The sequence below is a fragment of the Pseudoalteromonas prydzensis genome, from assembly GCF_011050055.1.
Lineage (GTDB): Bacteria > Pseudomonadota > Gammaproteobacteria > Enterobacterales > Alteromonadaceae > Pseudoalteromonas > Pseudoalteromonas prydzensis_A.
In genome coordinates this window covers 1-18,571 of sequence record NZ_DRGM01000148.1, presented here as the reverse complement: position 1 = coordinate 18,571, position 18,571 = coordinate 1, and the positions used below count along the sequence as shown (strand labels likewise).

At 40.9% G+C, this 18,571-nt stretch carries 15 protein-coding genes and 1 pseudogene; 11 read left to right on the top strand and 5 right to left on the bottom strand.

Annotation, left to right across the window (positions count from 1 at the left end):
* Positions 1 to 1,135 (bottom strand): annotated as a pseudogene (gene gltB, locus ENH88_RS14365) (glutamate synthase large subunit); the annotation flags it as partial.
* Between the two features lie 785 nt (positions 1,136 to 1,920).
* Here gltB and ENH88_RS14360 point away from each other — a divergent pair.
* From ENH88_RS14360 to ENH88_RS14335, 6 genes are all read left to right on the top strand, one after another.
* A complete protein-coding gene (locus ENH88_RS14360; protein ID WP_304183187.1) occupies positions 1,921 to 3,174 on the top strand; it encodes an efflux RND transporter periplasmic adaptor subunit in 1,254 nt (417 codons plus the stop codon).
* A 27-nt stretch (positions 3,175 to 3,201) separates the two neighbouring features.
* The gene (locus ENH88_RS14355) at positions 3,202 to 3,912 is read left to right on the top strand and encodes an ABC transporter ATP-binding protein (protein WP_304183184.1); all 711 of its coding nucleotides are present in this window, start codon (positions 3,202 to 3,204) and stop codon (positions 3,910 to 3,912) included.
* A 3-nt stretch (positions 3,913 to 3,915) separates the two neighbouring features.
* Positions 3,916 to 5,229, top strand: coding sequence for an ABC transporter permease (locus tag ENH88_RS14350; protein ID WP_304183183.1), 1,314 nt, complete (start codon positions 3,916 to 3,918; stop codon positions 5,227 to 5,229).
* Between the two features lie 11 nt (positions 5,230 to 5,240).
* Positions 5,241 to 6,449, top strand: coding sequence for an ABC transporter permease (locus ENH88_RS14345; RefSeq protein ID WP_304183182.1), 1,209 nt, complete (start codon positions 5,241 to 5,243; stop codon positions 6,447 to 6,449).
* Between the two features lie 92 nt (positions 6,450 to 6,541).
* Positions 6,542 to 7,870, top strand: a complete 1,329-nt coding sequence (locus tag ENH88_RS14340) for a sigma-54-dependent transcriptional regulator (RefSeq protein WP_304183181.1) — start codon at positions 6,542 to 6,544, stop codon at positions 7,868 to 7,870.
* Positions 7,870 to 9,210, top strand: coding sequence for a sensor histidine kinase (locus ENH88_RS14335; RefSeq protein ID WP_304183179.1), 1,341 nt, complete (start codon positions 7,870 to 7,872; stop codon positions 9,208 to 9,210). The genes ENH88_RS14340 and ENH88_RS14335 overlap by 1 nt, the downstream gene beginning before the upstream one ends.
* 29 nt (positions 9,211 to 9,239) lie before the next feature.
* Here the strand turns inward: ENH88_RS14335 and ENH88_RS14330 are convergent, their stop codons facing one another.
* Positions 9,240 to 9,578, bottom strand: a complete 339-nt coding sequence (locus ENH88_RS14330; RefSeq protein WP_304183178.1) for a Grx4 family monothiol glutaredoxin — start codon at positions 9,576 to 9,578, stop codon at positions 9,240 to 9,242.
* A gap of 276 nt (positions 9,579 to 9,854) precedes the next feature.
* On the opposite strand from ENH88_RS14330, the gene ENH88_RS14325 reads away from it, so the two are divergent.
* From ENH88_RS14325 to ENH88_RS14310, 4 genes are all read left to right on the top strand, one after another.
* Positions 9,855 to 10,436: a superoxide dismutase gene (locus ENH88_RS14325; RefSeq protein ID WP_304183177.1), complete on the top strand. Its 582-nt coding sequence runs from the start codon at positions 9,855 to 9,857 to the stop codon at positions 10,434 to 10,436.
* 178 nt (positions 10,437 to 10,614) lie between these two features.
* A complete protein-coding gene (locus ENH88_RS14320) occupies positions 10,615 to 12,537 on the top strand; it encodes a PrkA family serine protein kinase (protein ID WP_304183174.1) in 1,923 nt (640 codons plus the stop codon).
* A gap of 30 nt (positions 12,538 to 12,567) precedes the next feature.
* Positions 12,568 to 13,854 (top strand): YeaH/YhbH family protein, encoded by a 1,287-nt coding sequence (locus ENH88_RS14315; protein WP_304183171.1) that lies wholly within the window; start codon positions 12,568 to 12,570, stop codon positions 13,852 to 13,854.
* Between the two features lie 21 nt (positions 13,855 to 13,875).
* On the top strand, positions 13,876 to 15,390 hold the full coding sequence (locus ENH88_RS14310) for a SpoVR family protein (protein WP_304183169.1): 1,515 nt from the start codon (positions 13,876 to 13,878) through the stop codon (positions 15,388 to 15,390).
* 52 nt (positions 15,391 to 15,442) lie between these two features.
* Here the strand turns inward: ENH88_RS14310 and ENH88_RS14305 are convergent, their stop codons facing one another.
* Both ENH88_RS14305 and ENH88_RS14300 read right to left on the bottom strand, forming a co-directional pair.
* The gene (locus ENH88_RS14305; protein ID WP_304183167.1) at positions 15,443 to 16,414 is read right to left on the bottom strand and encodes a sensor domain-containing diguanylate cyclase; all 972 of its coding nucleotides are present in this window, start codon (positions 16,412 to 16,414) and stop codon (positions 15,443 to 15,445) included.
* Positions 16,415 to 16,418: 4 nt separating this feature from the next.
* The gene (locus tag ENH88_RS14300; RefSeq protein ID WP_304183165.1) at positions 16,419 to 17,423 is read right to left on the bottom strand and encodes a response regulator; all 1,005 of its coding nucleotides are present in this window, start codon (positions 17,421 to 17,423) and stop codon (positions 16,419 to 16,421) included.
* A 206-nt stretch (positions 17,424 to 17,629) separates the two neighbouring features.
* On the opposite strand from ENH88_RS14300, the gene tpx reads away from it, so the two are divergent.
* The gene (tpx, locus tag ENH88_RS14295) at positions 17,630 to 18,211 is read left to right on the top strand and encodes a thiol peroxidase (protein ID WP_304183162.1); all 582 of its coding nucleotides are present in this window, start codon (positions 17,630 to 17,632) and stop codon (positions 18,209 to 18,211) included.
* Between the two features lie 71 nt (positions 18,212 to 18,282).
* Here the strand turns inward: tpx and ENH88_RS14290 are convergent.
* The coding region (locus ENH88_RS14290; protein WP_304183149.1) for a nucleoside monophosphate kinase at positions 18,283 to 18,571 on the bottom strand (289 nt) is incomplete at its 5' end.

Genomic DNA, 18,571 nt, shown 5'->3' with positions numbered 1-18,571 from the left:
CCCAAATACCAACCTCTGAGGCCAGTGTAATAAAGCCATCTTGAGTGATCACATAACGTGCCGGACGCAGACCATTACGATCTAAGTTACACGCGGCAAAGCGCCCATCCGACATCACGATACCCGCAGGGCCATCCCATGGTTCCATGTGCATTGAGTTAAAGTCGTAAAATGCCCGTAAGTCATCATCCATCGCACGGTTTTTCTGCCATGCGGGTGGCACTAGCATTCGCATAGCACGGAATAAATCCATGCCACCAGCTAAAAACAGTTCAAGCATATTATCTAGGCTTGATGAATCCGAGCCGGTTTCATTGACAAATGGCGCTGCACTTTGCAAATCTGGAATAAGCGGCGATGCAAACTTATATGAACGAGCACGTGCCCACTGACGATTACCTTGTATAGTGTTGATCTCACCATTATGCGCTAAATAACGAAACGGCTGAGCCAAAGGCCAGCGTGGTTGCGTATTAGTCGAAAAACGTTGGTGGAACACACAAATCGCACTAGTCATGCGAATATCAGCTAAATCTAAATAGAAGTTAGGCAAATCCACCGGCATCATTAAGCCTTTGTAGATAGTTACTAACCCTGACAAGCTGGCAATATAAAAGCCTTCATCTTCGCTTAAACGCTTTTCAGCACGACGACGAGCAACATATAAACGACGTTCTAAATCTTTAGGACGCCAGCCCTCTGGTGCATTAACAAAGATCTGTTCAAATTTAGGTAACTGCTTTATTGCAATCGGCCCTAAACATGATTCATCTGTTGGTACTACACGCCAACCTTGAATATTGAGGGTTTCTTTTTCGAGTTCTTCACTCAATATATCTTTTGCAGCTTGCGCAAGTACTGGATCTGAATTTAGGAAAATCATGCCAACAGCATAATTTTTACCCAAGTGCCAATTTTGTTCAGCGGCAATCGCACGAAAAAAGCTATCTGGCTTTTGTAATAATAAGCCACAGCCATCGCCTGTTTTGCCGTCGGCAGAAATACCACCACGGTGTTCCATACGGTCTAAGCCGGTGATCGCTGTACGAATTAAGCGATGACTTGCTTGACCATTAACCTGGGCAATTAAGCCAAAGCCACAATTATCTTTTTCTAATTTTGAGTCGTATAACATAGACCCCTCCCCTTGCTACAACAGCTAGCTATGAATGACCTTCTCGACGGTTTGCTAGCAGACAGTCAAAACTATCGCCAATTGCACATTGAGTCAATAGCACTTTGAATACATATTCACATTCTTGAATATTTCTCACTACAACACAATCTTTTTATTTCATGTCTATTTTTAACATTTAGCGATAATTCACCCGTTATTTTTTTATGACACTGGTGTCATATTTAACAAGTTGTAAAAAACACCACACCACCAACTTACAGTTTACGTCAACGTAAACCACCAAAAAAGTGAATATTTATTCACTGTTTATATTGTATGCATTTTATCTTTATTGTTATTTATTACCTTTTTACGTATGCATAAATCGCTATCCCCAATCGGCTTAGAGTAATAACTTCAAACAAACTTATTTCAATCGCCCCTGAGAATTAGCAAACTCATGCATAACTATCAATAAAAATGAACATAATTGCATAAATTACGCGCTCCAATTTTATTTTAACAGTGGATCCCTTTCCCTAGACGGAAAGCTGTTTTAAAAAATAACTGTCCACTGCGGACACTTATTCTGTCCACGGACACATTCATTTTTCATAAAAAACATTAATTCATTGAAAGTAAAGACATTAATTATTGGCATGATATTCGAATAAACATGAAAAGATAATTACAGGACACAACTTATGTTTATTCTCAGTTTATTTTTAGTTTCACCAATCACTGTGCTTGCAGTGAGCTTGATGATCACTTACTGCGAAAATAGACATAGCTAAGGATCACTCATGATAAAAGACACCAGCGGACAAGATGTAAGTGTTAAGCAAAAACCTAGTTACAAAAAACCATTAATAGCACTGGCGCTATCACTGGCCGTACTTGCTTTATGTGCACAAGCGTTTATGGGCAGTAACCAAGGCAGTATTTCTGTTGATCGGGCTTCATTACACATCGCGACCGTTAATATGAGTCGTTTAGTACGGGATGTAGCTGCCAGCGGTAAAATTGTCGCTGCAAACGCTCCCAAGGTGTATAGCCCTGAACGTGGCTATGTGGATCTACAAGTTAAAGCCGGCGATAAAGTTAATAAAGATGACATTATCGCATTAGTCGACAGCCCAGAATTAACCAATGAGTTAAAACAACACCAATCTGTATTAGCCCGTCTTGATGGCGAGTTACAACGTAAGCATTTAGAAGCGCGTCGCCAAAAACTCAGCTTAACCAAAACGCTTGATCTCGCCCAAGTAGAACTCAATGCAGCAGACAGGGAAAATCGCCGTGCTAAGCTTTCTATCGAAAAAAACTTGATCAGCCAAATTGATTTAGAAAAAGCAGTTGATGATCTTGCTCGTGCCAAGCTTTCTTATAAACACGCTCAGCAAGAAGTTGAACTGGCGAAAGATACGCTGGCATTTGAGCTTAAAGCAGCGGAGCGTGATCTTGCTCGCCAACAATTGATTGTTGATGAGTTAAATCGCCAAGTGAGTAACCTGACAATTAAAGCCAGTGTCAATGGTATTGTTGGTAACTTACTGGTGCAACAAAAAGCAGCCGTTACCCAAAGCCAGCCGTTAATGACGCTGGTCGATTTAAGTAATTTTGAAGCACAACTGCAAGTACCGGAAAGTTATGCCAACGAACTCGGTTTAGGGATGGAAGTAGAGTTAACCTTAGGGGCCAAACAAGTGACCGGTGTGTTATCGGCAATTTCCCCTGAAGTAAATAACCGTGAAGTAACGACCCGCGTACGCTTTGACGAAGAGCTAAAAGGCATTCGCCAAAACCAGCGCTTAACAGCGCGCATTTTATTAGAAAACCGTGATGACGTTTTACAAATCAAACGCGGCGCGTTTATGCAGCAAGGTGGTACACAGGTTTATAAAGTCATCGGCGACACCGCGCAGCTGGTAAATATTACAACCGGCGCAAGCAGTATCAATGCAATAGAACTAATACAAGGCGTAAGCCCTGGCGATCAACTGATCATTTCCAGTTACGATAACTTTAAACAAGCGCCAACATTATTACTGAGATAAGAACAAACATATTACAAGGATCAACTCATGCTTAAAATGAACAATATCAGCAAACTGTATCAAACAGAAATGGTGCAAACCCATGCACTACGCGACTTTAATTTACACGTAGAAGAAGGCGAATTTATCGCTGTGACAGGCCCAAGTGGCTCGGGGAAAACGACCTTTTTAAACATCGCAGGTATGTTAGAACCTTTTAGCAGTGGTGAATACCTGCTCGATGGCATTGATGTGGGTAAGCTTAACGACAATCAACGCGCTGATGTTCGTAATCAAAAAATTGGTTTTATTTTCCAAGGTTTTAATCTTATTCCTGATTTAAATTTATATGAGAACATTGAAGTACCACTGCGCTACCGTGGTATTAAAACAAGCGAGCGTAAACGTCGTATTGAGCAATGCTTAGAACAAGTCGGCCTCGCCTCTCGCGCTAAGCATTTGCCGCAGCAATTATCGGGTGGGCAACAACAACGGGTAGCAATAGCTCGCGCCCTTGCCGGTGAGCCACGCTTTTTATTAGCGGATGAGCCAACGGGTAACCTTGATAGTTTAATGGCACGCCAAGTGATGGAGTTACTTGAGCAAATTAATCGTGACGGCGCGACTATCATTATGGTGACTCATGATCCAGAACTTGCTCGCAGAGCACCGCGCAACATTCAAGTGGTTGATGGTCAACTCGCCGACTTTACCCTTTATCAAGGCGCGCAAAATCTTAAAAATGTCGCAGGAGCCTAAGCCATGCTATTACATTACCTCGATTTAAGTTGGCGTAGCTTTAAGCGCACACCACTGGTAAGCATGTTAATGGTGCTAGCCATTGCTATTGGCATTGGGGTGACCATGACCAGTTTAAGCGTTTATCACATGATGTCGGCGGACCCTATTCCCGAAAAAAGCAGTCAACTTTATGCTGTGCAATTACAAACAATGGATGAAGGACATACGTGGTGGACCGATGATAACCTGCCTATGCAGCTGACTTATCAAGATGCAGTCAATTTACAAAATGCAGCTGTTCCTGAAAAAAAGGTGGCCATGATGCGCACTGGTTTTTCAGTTTATTTAGACTCAGACAAAGTAAAGCCGTTTACTGGTGAAGCACGCATGACCACACCAGATTTCTTTAATATGTTTGATGTGTCATTTATTTATGGCAGTGTTTGGAGTGAGCAACAAGAGCAATCTGCTGCCCCTGTTGTGGTGATTTCAAAAGAGCTGAACGATAAGTTGTTTGCTGGTGAAAACTCCATTGGCAAACTAGTCTATTTGGATGACGATAGCTACCAAGTTGTCGGTGTCATTGCTGACTGGCCTCTCAACCTTAAGTATTATGATTTAAATAATGGTGCATTTAATGAACCTGAAGATTTATTTTTACCGTTTAGTTTAGTCAAAACCAAAAAGCTCACTAGTTGGGGCAACAGTAACGGTTGGAAACATGAAAATATCAACAGCTACGCCGATAGAATGCAATCGGAAATAGTTTGGATCCAATTTTGGGCGCAACTTGATAACGCTGAGCAAAAAGCAAACTACAGCAATTACCTTAATTCTTACATTGCAGAACAAAAAAAGCGTGGCCGCTTTACGCGAGAAAAACCCGAGTATAGCCTTCGTGATGTTAATCAATGGATGCAATACAACAATGTCGTTAGTGAAGACAACAAAATATTGGTCGGCTTAAGCTTTATGTTTTTAGCTGTGTGCTTAGCTAATATCCTTGGTTTATTGCTAGCGAAGTTTTTACGTCGGGCACCGGAGGTGGGTGTGCGCCGAGCACTAGGGGCCAGTAAACGACAAGTGTTTTTACAACACCTTGTTGAAGTGGCTATGCTTGGATGTTTTGGCGGTTTAGTTGGTATCGTACTTGCGCAATTAGGTCTGTGGAGTGTTCGTCAAAGCTATGATTACTATTCATCAATCGCCACCATGGATATCACCATGTTACTCAGTGCACCTGTTATCGCTATTACAACCTGCATCGTAGCCGGACTGTATCCTGCTTGGTTAGTCTGTAAAACCAATCCTGCAATTTACCTCAAGAGCCAATAAGGAGCCTTATTATGTTAGAAATCAAACCTATATTTCATGCTCTTTGCCGCTCAAAAGTCGGGGCTGTATTATTATTAATTCAAATTGCCATCACTACGGCGATTGTTAGTAATGCGGCATTTATTATCCAAGATAGAATCGCTTTTTTAAATCAAGAAACGGGTTACCCTGAGCAAGACTTATTCAAATTTAATGTGATGACCTTTGGTAAAGATATTGATGCCAGCCAACAGTTTGAATTAGACGAAGCGATGTTAAGAGCCCTACCTGGGGTTGTAAATGCAGCACAAAGCAGCAGTATTCCGTTATCCGGCAGTGGTAGCGCATCAAGCTTTAATTTAAAACCGGCTCCTCAAGAAAGTAAAAGTATCCGTAGTTCTTATATTTTCATTGATGAGCATGGTTTAGACACTTATGGCGTGAAACTAATTGCAGGGCGCAACTTTAGCGAGGATGAAGTAACAATCACCAATTTACCAACGGAGCGAACCACCAATGTGACTGTCGTCACGCAAGCGTTACTCGATGAACTTTTTCCTGAAGGTGATGGCCTAGGCAAAACAATTTACTTTGGCGATTTGCCTTTAACGATTATCGGTATAACAGCACCTATGAAAAGCCCTTGGCTTAAAGATAGTCACCCAAATAATGTGGCGCTGATCCCTTATATTCAAGGCAAAACTTACGCACAATTTGCAGTAAGAACTAAGCCCGGTCAACGTGCAGCTGTAATGAAGCAAATCGAAACCGCGATGCTAAATAATTACAGTAAACGCGTGATCAACAACATCAAAGGCTTAGATCAACTTAAAGACGAATATGTTGCAGCAGACAAACTGATGATGCGCATGTTGATTGTGCTCATCACGATACTGGTACTGGTAACTGCTCTGGGGATCTTTGGTTTAACCTTATTTAATATCAGCAAACGCACCAAACAAATAGGTACTCGCCGTGCATTAGGGGCAAGAAAGTCAGCCATCATTAACTACTTTTTGGTTGAAAATGCGATGATCTGCTGTATGGGGTTACTCATTGGCATTATTGCTGCGCTGTTACTTGGTCAATTATTAATGCAGCACTTTTCAATTGCCACACTGCCACCGAGCTATATTGCCGGCACCGCCATTATGGTGTTTGTGATGAGCTTACTTGCCGTGTTTGGCCCTGCAAAACGTGCCGCCAACATATCACCGAGTATCGCCACTAGAACAATATAAAGCAGCTCCCAACCTATGCTACACTTGATTTACTCGGTGTAGCATTTTCACAAACCTTTATCTACATAAAAATAAACAGCGATTAAATTCACATGGAAAAAATACTTATTGTCGATGACAACCCTGCCATATTAGAAGCCTTGTCATTACTGTTAGAAATTCATGACTACCACGTTGTCACTGCAAAAACACAGCGTGAAGCGTTACAAATAGTGCAATACCAACGTATCGCGCTGGTTATTCAAGATATGAATTTTAGTAATGACACGACCTCAGGTGAGGAAGGCAAAGCGCTGTTCTACCAATTAAGAGAGCTCAACCCACACTTGCCAATTATTTTGATCACCGCGTGGACAGAGCTTGCAACCGCTATTGAACTGGTGAAAGCGGGGGCCGCCGATTATTTACCCAAGCCTTGGGACGATAGTAAATTGCTGACCTGCGTAAATAACCTAATCGAACTTGGCCAAACAAAACAACAAAACGCCACTTATGAGCGCCACCAGCAAGAGCGAACAGCAAGTTTAGCCGATGCCAACTTAGTTGGTTTAGTTTATCAAAGTACCGCCATGGAAAAAATTCTCAATTTGGCAATACAAGTGGCTAAATCGGATGTGTCTGTGCTTATAACGGGTGCCAACGGCAGTGGTAAAGAACGCATTGCGCGTATTATTCAAGCCAACTCGCATTTACATAGCAAAGCATTTATAACAGTCAATGCGGGGGCTCTGCCCCATGACCTAATTGAAGCTGAGTTATTTGGCGCTGAAGCAGGTGCCTATACTGGTATTACCAAACAACGAATTGGCCGCTTTGAAGCCGCTGATGGCGGTACGCTGTTTTTAGATGAAATTGGTAACCTACCCTTATCTGGGCAAATGAAATTATTGCGCGTGCTGCAGACGGGTGAGTTTGAACGACTCGGATCAACAAAAACACAAAAAGTAAATGTACGGGTTATTTCAGCTACCAATGAAGATTTAAAAGCGGCCATTCATGCAGGTCGATTTAGAGAAGACTTATATTATCGCCTCAACGTGATTGAGCTCAACCTGCCAAGTTTAGCGCAAAGGCCTGATGACATTTTAGCACTTGCTAAGCACTTTTTAGTTGATCGCGAACTGACACTTGCAACAGAGCAAGGGTTACTGGCGTACAGTTGGCCAGGCAATGTTCGAGAGCTAGAAAACGCCTGTAAACGTGCTGCGGTACTCAAGCCCCATGGCGACATTACCCTTGATGATTTTGCCCTGCAATCGCTAACCAGCCACGCTCAGCCAACGAAACAAGAACCCACTAAACTAGCGCTAGAAAATGCCATGCGTGACCAACAAGGCGTTATTGCTAAAGTGGCCCGTCAGTTTGGCTTAAGCCGTCAGGCACTGTATCGACGTTTACAAAAATTTGAGATTGATTATTGATGCAAAGTAATAAACTCGCATTGCCCATCACCGAGAAAATAATGTTGCTATGTAACGTCTCTGCACTTATTCCGGTTTGGATCATCTGTTGGTTGACGCAATTAAACTGGCCATTACTAATAACAACAACTTTGATCACAGTACTGCTTGCCAGTTATTTATCTTTTCGGCTCAGCCACACTTTAGTACAAGGTATAAAGTCACTTGAAACCGGCTTACTTAATTTTAAAGATGGTGAATTAGCCACCCTGCTTGCCTATAACAGCAATGATGAATTAGGTAAGTTATGTCAATTGTATAATCAAACGGCAAAGCAATTACGCCAAGAGAGACAGTGGATTTATCAGCGTGAATTGATGCTTGATAAAGTGCTACAAAGCTCACCACAAGCGGTGCTATTAAGAAATGATAAAGGCTTTATTGTTTACAGTAACTACAGTGCACGGGATCTTTTTAATGCTAAAACTCCCCTTGAAGGAAGTCAATTTACACACCTGCTTGAAAATGCTCATCCGCAGTTAAACAATGCTTTAACACGTGATAGTGATGGTTTATTTACGCTAGATACTGAACAGCAAGAATCTCAAGCGTGGCATTTATCAACAGGTAAGTTATTACTTAACAATCAATATCATTACTTATATGTCTTTAAACAACTCACCCGCGAGCTTAGCCGTCAAGAGGTCGAGGTGTGGAAAAAGGTCATTCGGATCATCAGTCACGAACTTAATAACTCACTCGGTCCCATGTCATCAATGCTGCACAGCGGCCAGTTACTCAGTGAAAAAATAGATGAGCCAAGGCTTAGGCGGGTTTTTGCCACCATTTCTGAACGTATTAAGCACCTCAATGAGTTTGTCCAAGGCTATGGTAAATTTGCCAAACTGCCTACACCACAACCCATTACACTTGATTGGCCGATGTTACTGGGACAATTACAGGCCCAATGGAGCTATATGATCGAGATCAGTAAAGAGGTAACGACCTTTGCCGATCCAACTCAAATCGAGCAACTGCTGATCAACTTACTAAAAAATGCCCACGAATCAGGCTCAGCACACGAGCATATTAGAGTCTCTATTTCACAAGATAGTAAAGGCACGCATATTAGCGTCAGCGATCAGGGAAAAGGCATGAGCGAGCAAGTGATGGCAAATGCGTTGATCCCATTTTATTCAACCAAAGCAACAGGTAGCGGTTTAGGGTTAGCATTGTGCCGTGAAATAGTCGAAGCGCATCATGGTCAAATTAGCTTACATAATCGTAAACACGGCGGCCTTAGTGTTCATGTCATTCTGCCTCACAGCCCTATCAAACAACCACAAAAAAGCCGCAATTAAGCGGCTTTTTGTTGATTTGCTGATAAGGATTATTCAGCGTCAGCTGCTTTGTATTTAGCTGCTGTTTCAGTGATCAGTGGTTGTAATTCACCACGTTGAAACATTTCAATGATAATGTCACAGCCACCGATCAACTCGCCATCAATCCACAATTGTGGAAATGTTGGCCAATTAGCATAGGCTGGTAATTCAGCTCGAATATCAGGGTTTAGTAAAATATCAACATAGGCAAACGGTTCACCGCATGACATTAATGCTTGAGATGCTTGTGAAGAAAAACCACAATTTGGTAATTTAGGCGATCCTTTCATATAAAGGATAATTGGATTTTCAGAAATCTGCTGTTTAATTTTATCAATGGTTTCCATCTACAACCTCAAAAGTGACGATAGCTGAACATATCAAGGCTTGAAAAATTTTCATTTAGCCTCATATATGTATCTTAAAGTGGGCAAATAAAGCCGCAATCGAAATAGTCTTGCATTTGCACTGCTGTTTGGCATTGCTGTTTGCTAAAACTTGAGTAAAATACTCAACAATTATAGTAACACTATAATCCCATTTGGTATAGGCAGCTACCCTATTTGAACAGGTATTACCTATTACTATTTGGACTATCAACCAAAAGAAGATGGAGATAAAAAATGGCATTTGAACTACCGTCACTACCATATGCAATTAACGCACTTGAGCCACATATTTCACAAGAAACATTAGAGTTTCACCACGGCAAGCACCACAACACTTACGTTGTTAAACTTAACGGTTTAATCCCAGGTACTGAATTTGAAGGTAAATCACTTGAAGAAATCGTATGTTCTTCTGAAGGTGGCGTATTTAACAATGCAGCACAGATCTGGAACCATACTTTCTACTGGAACAGCCTATCTCCAAATGGCGGTGGCGTAGCAACGGGCGCGGTTGCAGATGCTATCAATGCTAAATGGGGTTCTTTTGAAGCATTCCAAGCAGCTTTTGATGACAAAGCAGTTAACAACTTCGGTTCTAGCTGGACTTGGTTAGTTAAATTAGCTGATGGTTCTTTAGACATCGTTAATACTTCTAACGCAGCAACGCCGCTAACTCAAGACGGTGTAACACCAATCCTGACTGTGGATCTGTGGGAACACGCTTACTACATTGATTTCCGTAACGTTCGTCCAGATTACTTAAAAGCATTCTGGTCACTAGTTAACTGGGAATTCGCGAACGCTAACTTCGCATAATTGATTGCTCGTTTTGAGCAAGCTTAATTTAAAAGACGCTGCGGCGTCTTTTTTATTTTCTAACATAAATTTTTAATTTTATTGCACAAAAATCTAAATTCATGACTAAGCTTTAAATAACCTTTGCTTCTTTTTTAATTTGTAAGCACCTAGTTTAAGCAGGTTTTTCGGAGGTTCCATGAGTATTTTTGAGCATTACCAAGCACGATACGAAGCGGCACAAGAAGAAGAGTACAGTATCGCTGAGTTCTTAGAGATTTGTAAAACTGATAAATCGGCTTATGCCAGCGCACCGGAGCGATTATTAGCGGCCATTGGTGAGCCAAAAATGATCGACACTTCCAAAGATGCACGATTAAGTCGATTATTTTCAAACAGAGTAGTTGCACGCTACCCCGCCTTTAATGATTTTTACGGTATGGAGGACGCGATTGAACAAATCGTTTCCTACCTAAAACATGCCGCACAAGGCCTTGAAGAGTGTAAACAAGTGCTTTATCTACTTGGACCTGTAGGCGGTGGTAAATCATCGATTGCCGAAAAGCTAAAATATTTAATGCAACAGGTGCCCATTTATTCAATTAAAGGCTCGCCGGTTAATGACCACCCTCTGGCGCTATTTGACCCAAATGAAGATGCTGAGCTGATGGCAAAAGAATACGGTATTAAACCCCGTTATTTAAAAACGATAATGTCACCTTGGGCCACTAAGCGTTTATCTGAATTTAATGGCGATATTAGCCAATTTAGAGTGGTCAAACGCTACCCCTCGATATTAAATCAAATTGCTATTGCAAAAACCGAACCTGGCGATGAAAACAACCAAGATATTTCTGCTTTAGTCGGTAAAGTTGATATTCGCAAACTAGAGCATTTTGCTCAAAACGATGCTGATGCCTATGCTTATTCCGGTTCATTATGTCTTGCAAATCAAGGTTTAATGGAATTTGTTGAGATGTTTAAAGCGCCAATAAAAGTGCTGCATCCATTACTAACAGCAACCCAAGAAGGTAACTATAACGGCACCGAAGGGATCAGTGCGCTGCCCTTCAGCGGCATGATTTTAGCCCATTCAAATGAATCAGAATGGCAGACCTTTAAAAGCAACAAAAATAATGAAGCCTTTTTAGACCGTGTTTACATTGTAAAAGTACCTTATTGTTTACGCGCTTCAGAAGAAGTGAAAATTTACAACAAACTGTTAGAGCACAGTGAATTATATAATGCCCCTTGTGCTCCTGGCACACTGGAAACATTGGCAAAATTTACCACGCTATCACGGTTAAAAGATCCTGAAAACTCCAGTATCTACTCAAAAATGCGAGTCTATGACGGCGAAAGCTTAAAAGACACCGATCCAAAAGCTAAATCGTATCAAGAGTATCGTGATTATGCCGGTGTTGATGAAGGCATGACCGGGCTTTCGACCCGCTTTGCATTTAAAATTTTATCGCGAGTATTTAACTTTGACACACTTGAAGTAGCTGCAAACCCAGTGCATTTGTTCTACGTATTAGAGCAACAAATTGAACGCGAGCAATTCTCTGCCGACGTGGAAGAACGCTACTTAAGCCACTTAAAAGGCTATTTAATTCCGCAGTATGTTGAGTTTATCGGTAAAGAATTGCAAACCGCCTACTTAGAATCTTATTCTGAATATGGCCAAAACATTTTTGACCGTTATGTCACTTACGCTGATTTTTGGATCCAAGATCAAGAATACCGCGACCCTGATACCGGCCAGCTATTCAACCGCGAAGCCTTAAATGCTGAACTTGAAAAAATTGAAAAGCCTGCGGGCATTTCAAATCCAAAAGATTTCCGCAACGAGATAGTCAATTTCGTGCTGCGGGCACGCGCTCACAATAATGGTAAAAATCCATTGTGGACTAGCTATGAAAAACTACGCACTGTGATTGAGAAAAAAATGTTCTCAAATACCGAAGAGCTATTACCGGTTATTTCATTCAATGCGAAGACATCCGCAGAAGATCAGAAAAAACATGAGGATTTTGTCAATCGCATGGTAGAAAAAGGCTATACCCAAAAACAAGTACGTTTGTTATCTGAATGGTATTTACGGGTGCGTAAATCACAATAACAATCAAACTGAAGTATTTTAGGGGGCTTTATGGCGCATTTTATAGACCGTCGCCTGAACGGTAAGAATAAGAGCACGTTAAATCGTCAACGTTTTATCAGGCGCTATAAAAAACAAATAAAAGAAGCGGTATCCGATGCGATAAATAAACGTAGCGTCACTGATACCAGTAGTGGAGAAAGTATTTCGATCCCACAACGGGATATCAGTGAGCCGACTTTTCACCAAGGCAAAGGAGGTAATAGAGAACAAATTCACCCTGGCAATGATCAGTTTTCAACTGGGGATACAATTAAACGCCCGCAAGGTGGCCAAGGCAGTGGTGGTGCGGGTGAAGGCGAAGCAAGTGACTCTGGTGAAGGCGAAGACGATTTTGTATTTTCAATTTCAAAAGATGAATACTTAGATTTACTGTTTGAAGATTTAGAGCTGCCAAACCTACAACAGAACCAGTTGGATAAACTCGTGCAAATGAAAACTCATCGCGCTGGTTTTTGCAGCGATGGCATGCCAAGCAACATTGATATTGTCCGTTCTTTACAAGGTTCAGTGGCCAGGCGCGTAGCGATGACCGCGGGTAAAAAACGGCAATTAGCAGAACTTGAAGCACAGCTTTGCATATTAATGGCAGAGGAAAAACCTGATATCGCGGCAATTGCATTACTTGAGCAAGAAATTGCGGCATTACAAAAGCGTATTGACGCAGTGCCTTTTATTGATAATTATGATCTGCGTTTTCGTAATTACGAAAAGCAACCACACCCAACCAGTAAAGCGGTGATGTTTTGTATTATGGATGTGTCGGGCTCAATGGATCAGGCCACCAAAGATATGGCGAAACGCTTTTATATATTGCTCTATCAGTTTTTAACCCGTAGTTATAAAGACATTGAAGTGGTGTATATTCGCCACCACACCCAAGCCAAAGAAGTGGATGAGCAAGAGTTTTTCTATTCTCAAGAAACCGGCGGAACAATTGTCTCCAGTGCGCTTAAATTAATGAATGAGATCATCTCAGAGCGTTACCACGCAGGCGAATGGAATGTTTATGCAGCACAGGCCTCTGATGGTGATAATTGGGCTGATGACTCACCACAGTGTGGTGAAATTTTGCGTAATAAACTTTTAAAAGATGTGCGTTATTATGCCTATATTGAGATCACTACGCGTGCCCATCAGAGTTTGTGGCGCGAATACCAAGCTATTTGTCAAACCCATGACAATTTTGCTATTCAACATATTCGTAATGTTGAAGATATTTACCCTATTTTCCGTGAGCTATTTAAAAAGAGTCGTCAACACCAAGGTGCAGCCTAAGCTGCACAACGAGGTATTTATATGACCGATAAACGAATGAGTGATGGGCCAGATTGGACGTTTGAGTTATTACAGCAATACCAAGACGAAATAGCCCGTGTGGCTGAACATTATCGTCTCGATACCTACGTCAACCAAATAGAAGTGATCACCGCAGAGCAAATGATGGATGCCTACTCCAGCGTTGGTATGCCAATTGGTTACAGCCATTGGTCATACGGTAAAAAATTTATTCAAACTGAGCAAAATTACAAACGCGGACAAATGGGATTGGCTTATGAAATTGTGATTAATTCAGATCCTTGTATTGCTTATTTAATGGAAGAAAATACCCTTCCAATGCAAGCATTAGTAATGGCGCATGCATGTTATGGGCATAACTCTTTTTTTAAAGGGAATTATTTATTTAAAACATGGACAGATGCCAGCTCAATTATTGATTACTTACTGTTTGCTAAAAACTATATTGCCCGTTGTGAAGAAAAGTATGGTATTGACGAAGTCGAGAATTTGTTAGATTCATGCCATGCCCTGATGAATTATGGCGTTGATCGTTATAAACGCCCACAACAAATTTCTTTATTTGAAGAGCAAAAACGCCAGCAAGAACGCGAAAATTACTTACAATCACAAGTAAACGAACTATGGCGTACTATTCCTTCCAATCAGCAAGAAACAAAAAAACGTGAGCGCCACTTCCCCTCTGAGCCACAAGAGAATATTTTGTACTTTATTGAAAAAAATGCGCCATTGCTTGAATCATGGCAGCGAGAAGTGATCCGCATTGTGCGGAAAATTTCACAGTATTTTTATCCACAAAAACAAACTCAGGTAATGAATGAAGGTTGGGCAACATTTTGGCACTATACCATTTTGAACCACCTATACGATGAAGGAAAACTTACTGATTCGTTTATGTTAGAGTTTTTACAAAGTCATACCAATGTGGTGTATCAACCCCCTTATAATAGTAACTATTATTCTGGTATTAACCCGTATGCGCTAGGCTTTAATATGATGGTGGATATTCGTCGTATCTGTGAAAATCCCACTGAAGAAGATAAACAATGGTTTCCTGACTATGCGGGTAGTAACTGGCTGGATACCTTACATTTTGCGATGGAAAACTTTAAAGATGAGAGCTTTATTAGCCAATTTCTATCACCCAAATTGATCCGTGATTTTAAGCTTTTTACTATTATTGATCACGAAAAAGATCCAAACTTACAAGTCGGTGCCATTCACGATGAAAGCGGCTACCACGCAGTAAGAACCGCACTCTCAGCACAGTATAACCTCAGCAACCGGGAACCCAACATCCAAGTTTATGATGTTGATATTAGAGGTGATCGCTCTTTAACCTTACGCTACGTACCACATCAAAATATTCCGCTGGCTAAGTCTCATGACGAGGTATTAAAACACTTATACAGGCTGTGGGGCTTTCAAGTAAAACTGGAGCAAGAATCCAGCTCTGGCGAGATGACCCCACTTGGGCAATGTCCATCGGACGATTCTCGCCATACCACACAATAATGATAAATTGCACGGGGGTAAAGAAATGACGCTATTAGCGTCATTTTTTGTATTAAGATTCGTTTAAATCCTGATAGGCGCTGACACAGTTTCTGCCATTTTCTTTTGAAAAATACAGTGCTTTATCCGCCGCTTCAATCCATTTTTCATGGCGCTCAAAACTATCTTGAAAACAAGCAAAGCCAATGCTAACTGTCATTTTAATTTGCTGCTCATCAAAATAGATAGAGGAATTTTCAATTAAGCTACGTAACCGCTCTGCAAATATTTCAGCACCTTGGCGATCCGTGTCCAATAAAGTAACAGCAAATTCTTCACCACCATAGCGCCCCGCAATATCAGTTTCGCGTAATGTTTTACGCAATAAATCTGCAATGTTGCGAAGTGCTTCATCACCACAGCGATGGCCGTATTCATCATTCACTTTTTTAAAGTGATCGATATCAAACATCAATAAAGTACTACATCCAGCACTTCGTTTGATCCGCAAAAACTCTTGGCGAAGCGTGTTTTCCCAATGACCGCGATTAGCTAATTGTGTCAACGCATCCGTTTGACTCATTTGCTCCAATTGACGATTGACTTCTTCAAGCTCTTTTTTATTAACCGCAACGTCTGTGACGTCATAGATTATGATACAAATATGGCCAACTTCACCCATTGTATTTGACAGCGGAATAAACGTTGCATTTTGATACATATGATCCGCTTTACCGGTAATTGGTCGGTAGTTTTTAAAACGGAAAATATAGGGCTGTTGCTCCCAAATCGTAAATGAGCGGTTTTTCAAAATAAACACTGACTCAGATTTACTGCGAAACCATTTTTCGTCTATTGAAGGAAACAAATCAAACAAGTCTTTATCTTTCACTGCACTGGGTAGCATACCTGAATGGTTTTCCATAAAGCCATTCCAAATACACACTTTATAATCTCTATCTAATACCACCAAACCAATATCAACGGTGTTAAACATATCCATTAACCAATGGATTTCATTCATATTAAAATCAGCAGCAGGCATAATGTTAGTCTTCTAGTAGGTAAGCAACTTTGTATTTCAAAGTTTTTAGTGAATCTTCAGTAAACAACAGCATTAAATCACAATTTATATTGTGATTTTCAATACCATAGCTAATTTCTATGGCTAAGGTACGTTGCCAGCGTGATTTATTCGCCTTCACTAAATCAGCTACATCACAGTGTTGCCCTAGCACGACTGGGTGACCCTGACTAAAGGTCATATCTAATTGACGTGATAAACCGGTTAAAATTGCACCAATCAAGATATTACTAATATCCATTAATAGCTCCAGCTCAATTTTCTTATTGAGCTCCCCTTGATAATTCATCAAGGACGCGATTTCTTTAAAGCTTGAATCATTAAGTAATAACAACGCTTCACCGGAAACACCACCGCCAATAAAACCTTGGCACACGCCAGAAGTAGACGCATTAGCGTCAATTGACCGCAGTGCCATATCTAATTCGTTTACTTCAAGAATATTAACATTCGGAATGGGCAACTCTACAAATACATTCAGCAAACGGGCAAGCAAGTCCCCTGCTTGACCCATAGCAACGTTAGTAAGCTCTTGATAGATATCTCTAACATCTGGGTCAACTTGCTCACCTAAACGGTGTGAGAGTCGCTCGCGCATTGCTTTATCTTTAATGCCATGGTGTTCGATAATATCGGCAAGCTTTTGCGCATCACACGGTTTTTGAATAAAGTCTATCGCGCCAAGTTCGATCACCCGCTGATGCGCATTGGGCTGAATATCGCCTGAGACAACAACTGTTAATATATCCAAGTTTTGCTCTTGAATTGCTTGCAGTACTTCGTAGCCATCCATTTGCGGCATATTTAAATCAAGGAATAATATTTCAGGGTTTAACGCTTTAATTTGCTCAATACAATGCACGCCATCTTCAGCAAACTCAACTTTAATATCCCAATCATCGGGCAACGAACGAGCTAACTGACGGCGCGCAAGCTTAGAATCATCACAAATTAGAACCGATGTTGGCATAGTGTCTCTCTGGTCGCTTACATTGGTAGCAATAAATACTAGAACAATGTGCTTTTATTTTTATGAGTAAGGTACAAACGGTATCACGGCTTCATGTTAATCAATGTAACCGTGCATTACAATTTTAAATTAAACTAAACGCTTGGTGTACATGAGTGATTATAATACACTCACGCTAATTGCGTTAACTCTAAAGGAAATACCGTATGCTTCGTTCACTCACTTTTGCTTTAAGTGCCTTTTGCTCTATGGCTTTTGCAGCCGATATGACCGAAAACACGCTAGATGCTGGTAAAGTATCAGCACAATCAAAACCAATCACTTTATTAGGGCAAGGTGTAAAACTTGGTGATAAAGCGCCTGATTTCAAAGTGGTTGATGGCTCATTTACACCAATCACATTAGCGGATTATCAAGGTAAGGCTATTTTAATAAGCGTTGTGCCAAGCCTAGATACTGGTGTTTGTAGTATTCAAACCAAACATTTTAACGAAAAGGTCGCGTCGCAATTTCCAAATATAGCCATGCTCACCATCAGTGCTGATTTACCCTTTGCACAAAAACGTTTTTGCAAAGCCGAGAACATAGATAAAATCACCGCATTATCTGATTCTGTATGGCGTGACTTTGGTCAAAATTATGGCTTGATAATTAAAGATATGGGACTACTTACTCGTGCCGTATTTGTATTAGATGCGAGTCATAAAATTGTTTATAAGCAGTTAGTCGCTGATTTATCAACAGAACCAAAATATGACCCTGTATTGAGTGCATTAAGCGCATTGTAATTTATTACCCAATGAGTAAATTACAATAATAAAAAAACCGCCAATCGGCGGTTTTTTTATTGATTGAATTATTAACCTAATAATTCAGCAAGTTGCTGGTTAACAGCTTCAACAGCTTGAGTACCGTCTAAACGATGATACTGCGTGTTGCCCGCTTTAGCTTCTGCTTGATAATAATCAACCAGTGGCATTGTTTGCTCATGGTAAATACCCAAACGCTTACGTACTGTTTCTTCAGTATCATCGGCGCGAATAATTAAGTCTTCACCTGTGACGTCGTCTTTATCTTCAACTTTTGGTGGGTTATATACAACATGGTATACACGGCCAGAGCCTGGATGAACACGACGTCCACCCATG

Bases quoted from the DNA above. Each gene is read 5' to 3' on its own strand.
- ENH88_RS14330 (WP_304183178.1), bottom strand. From the start codon at position 9,578: ATGGAAACCATTGATAAAATTAAACAGCAGATTTCTGAAAATCCAATT.
- ENH88_RS14310 (WP_304183169.1), top strand. From the start codon at position 13,876: ATGACCGATAAACGAATGAGTGATGGGCCAGATTGGACGTTTGAGTTA.
- ENH88_RS14320 (WP_304183174.1), top strand. From the start codon at position 10,615: ATGAGTATTTTTGAGCATTACCAAGCACGATACGAAGCGGCACAAGAA.
- ENH88_RS14345 (WP_304183182.1), top strand. From the start codon at position 5,241: ATGTTAGAAATCAAACCTATATTTCATGCTCTTTGCCGCTCAAAAGTC.
- ENH88_RS14315 (WP_304183171.1), top strand. From the start codon at position 12,568: ATGGCGCATTTTATAGACCGTCGCCTGAACGGTAAGAATAAGAGCACG.
- tpx (WP_304183162.1), top strand. From the start codon at position 17,630: ATGCTTCGTTCACTCACTTTTGCTTTAAGTGCCTTTTGCTCTATGGCT.
- ENH88_RS14355 (WP_304183184.1), top strand. From the start codon at position 3,202: ATGCTTAAAATGAACAATATCAGCAAACTGTATCAAACAGAAATGGTG.
- ENH88_RS14305 (WP_304183167.1), bottom strand. From the start codon at position 16,414: ATGCCTGCTGCTGATTTTAATATGAATGAAATCCATTGGTTAATGGAT.
- ENH88_RS14300 (WP_304183165.1), bottom strand. From the start codon at position 17,423: ATGCCAACATCGGTTCTAATTTGTGATGATTCTAAGCTTGCGCGCCGT.
- ENH88_RS14335 (WP_304183179.1), top strand. From the start codon at position 7,870: ATGCAAAGTAATAAACTCGCATTGCCCATCACCGAGAAAATAATGTTG.
- ENH88_RS14325 (WP_304183177.1), top strand. From the start codon at position 9,855: ATGGCATTTGAACTACCGTCACTACCATATGCAATTAACGCACTTGAG.
- ENH88_RS14350 (WP_304183183.1), top strand. From the start codon at position 3,916: ATGCTATTACATTACCTCGATTTAAGTTGGCGTAGCTTTAAGCGCACA.
- ENH88_RS14360 (WP_304183187.1), top strand. From the start codon at position 1,921: ATGATAAAAGACACCAGCGGACAAGATGTAAGTGTTAAGCAAAAACCT.
- ENH88_RS14340 (WP_304183181.1), top strand. From the start codon at position 6,542: ATGGAAAAAATACTTATTGTCGATGACAACCCTGCCATATTAGAAGCC.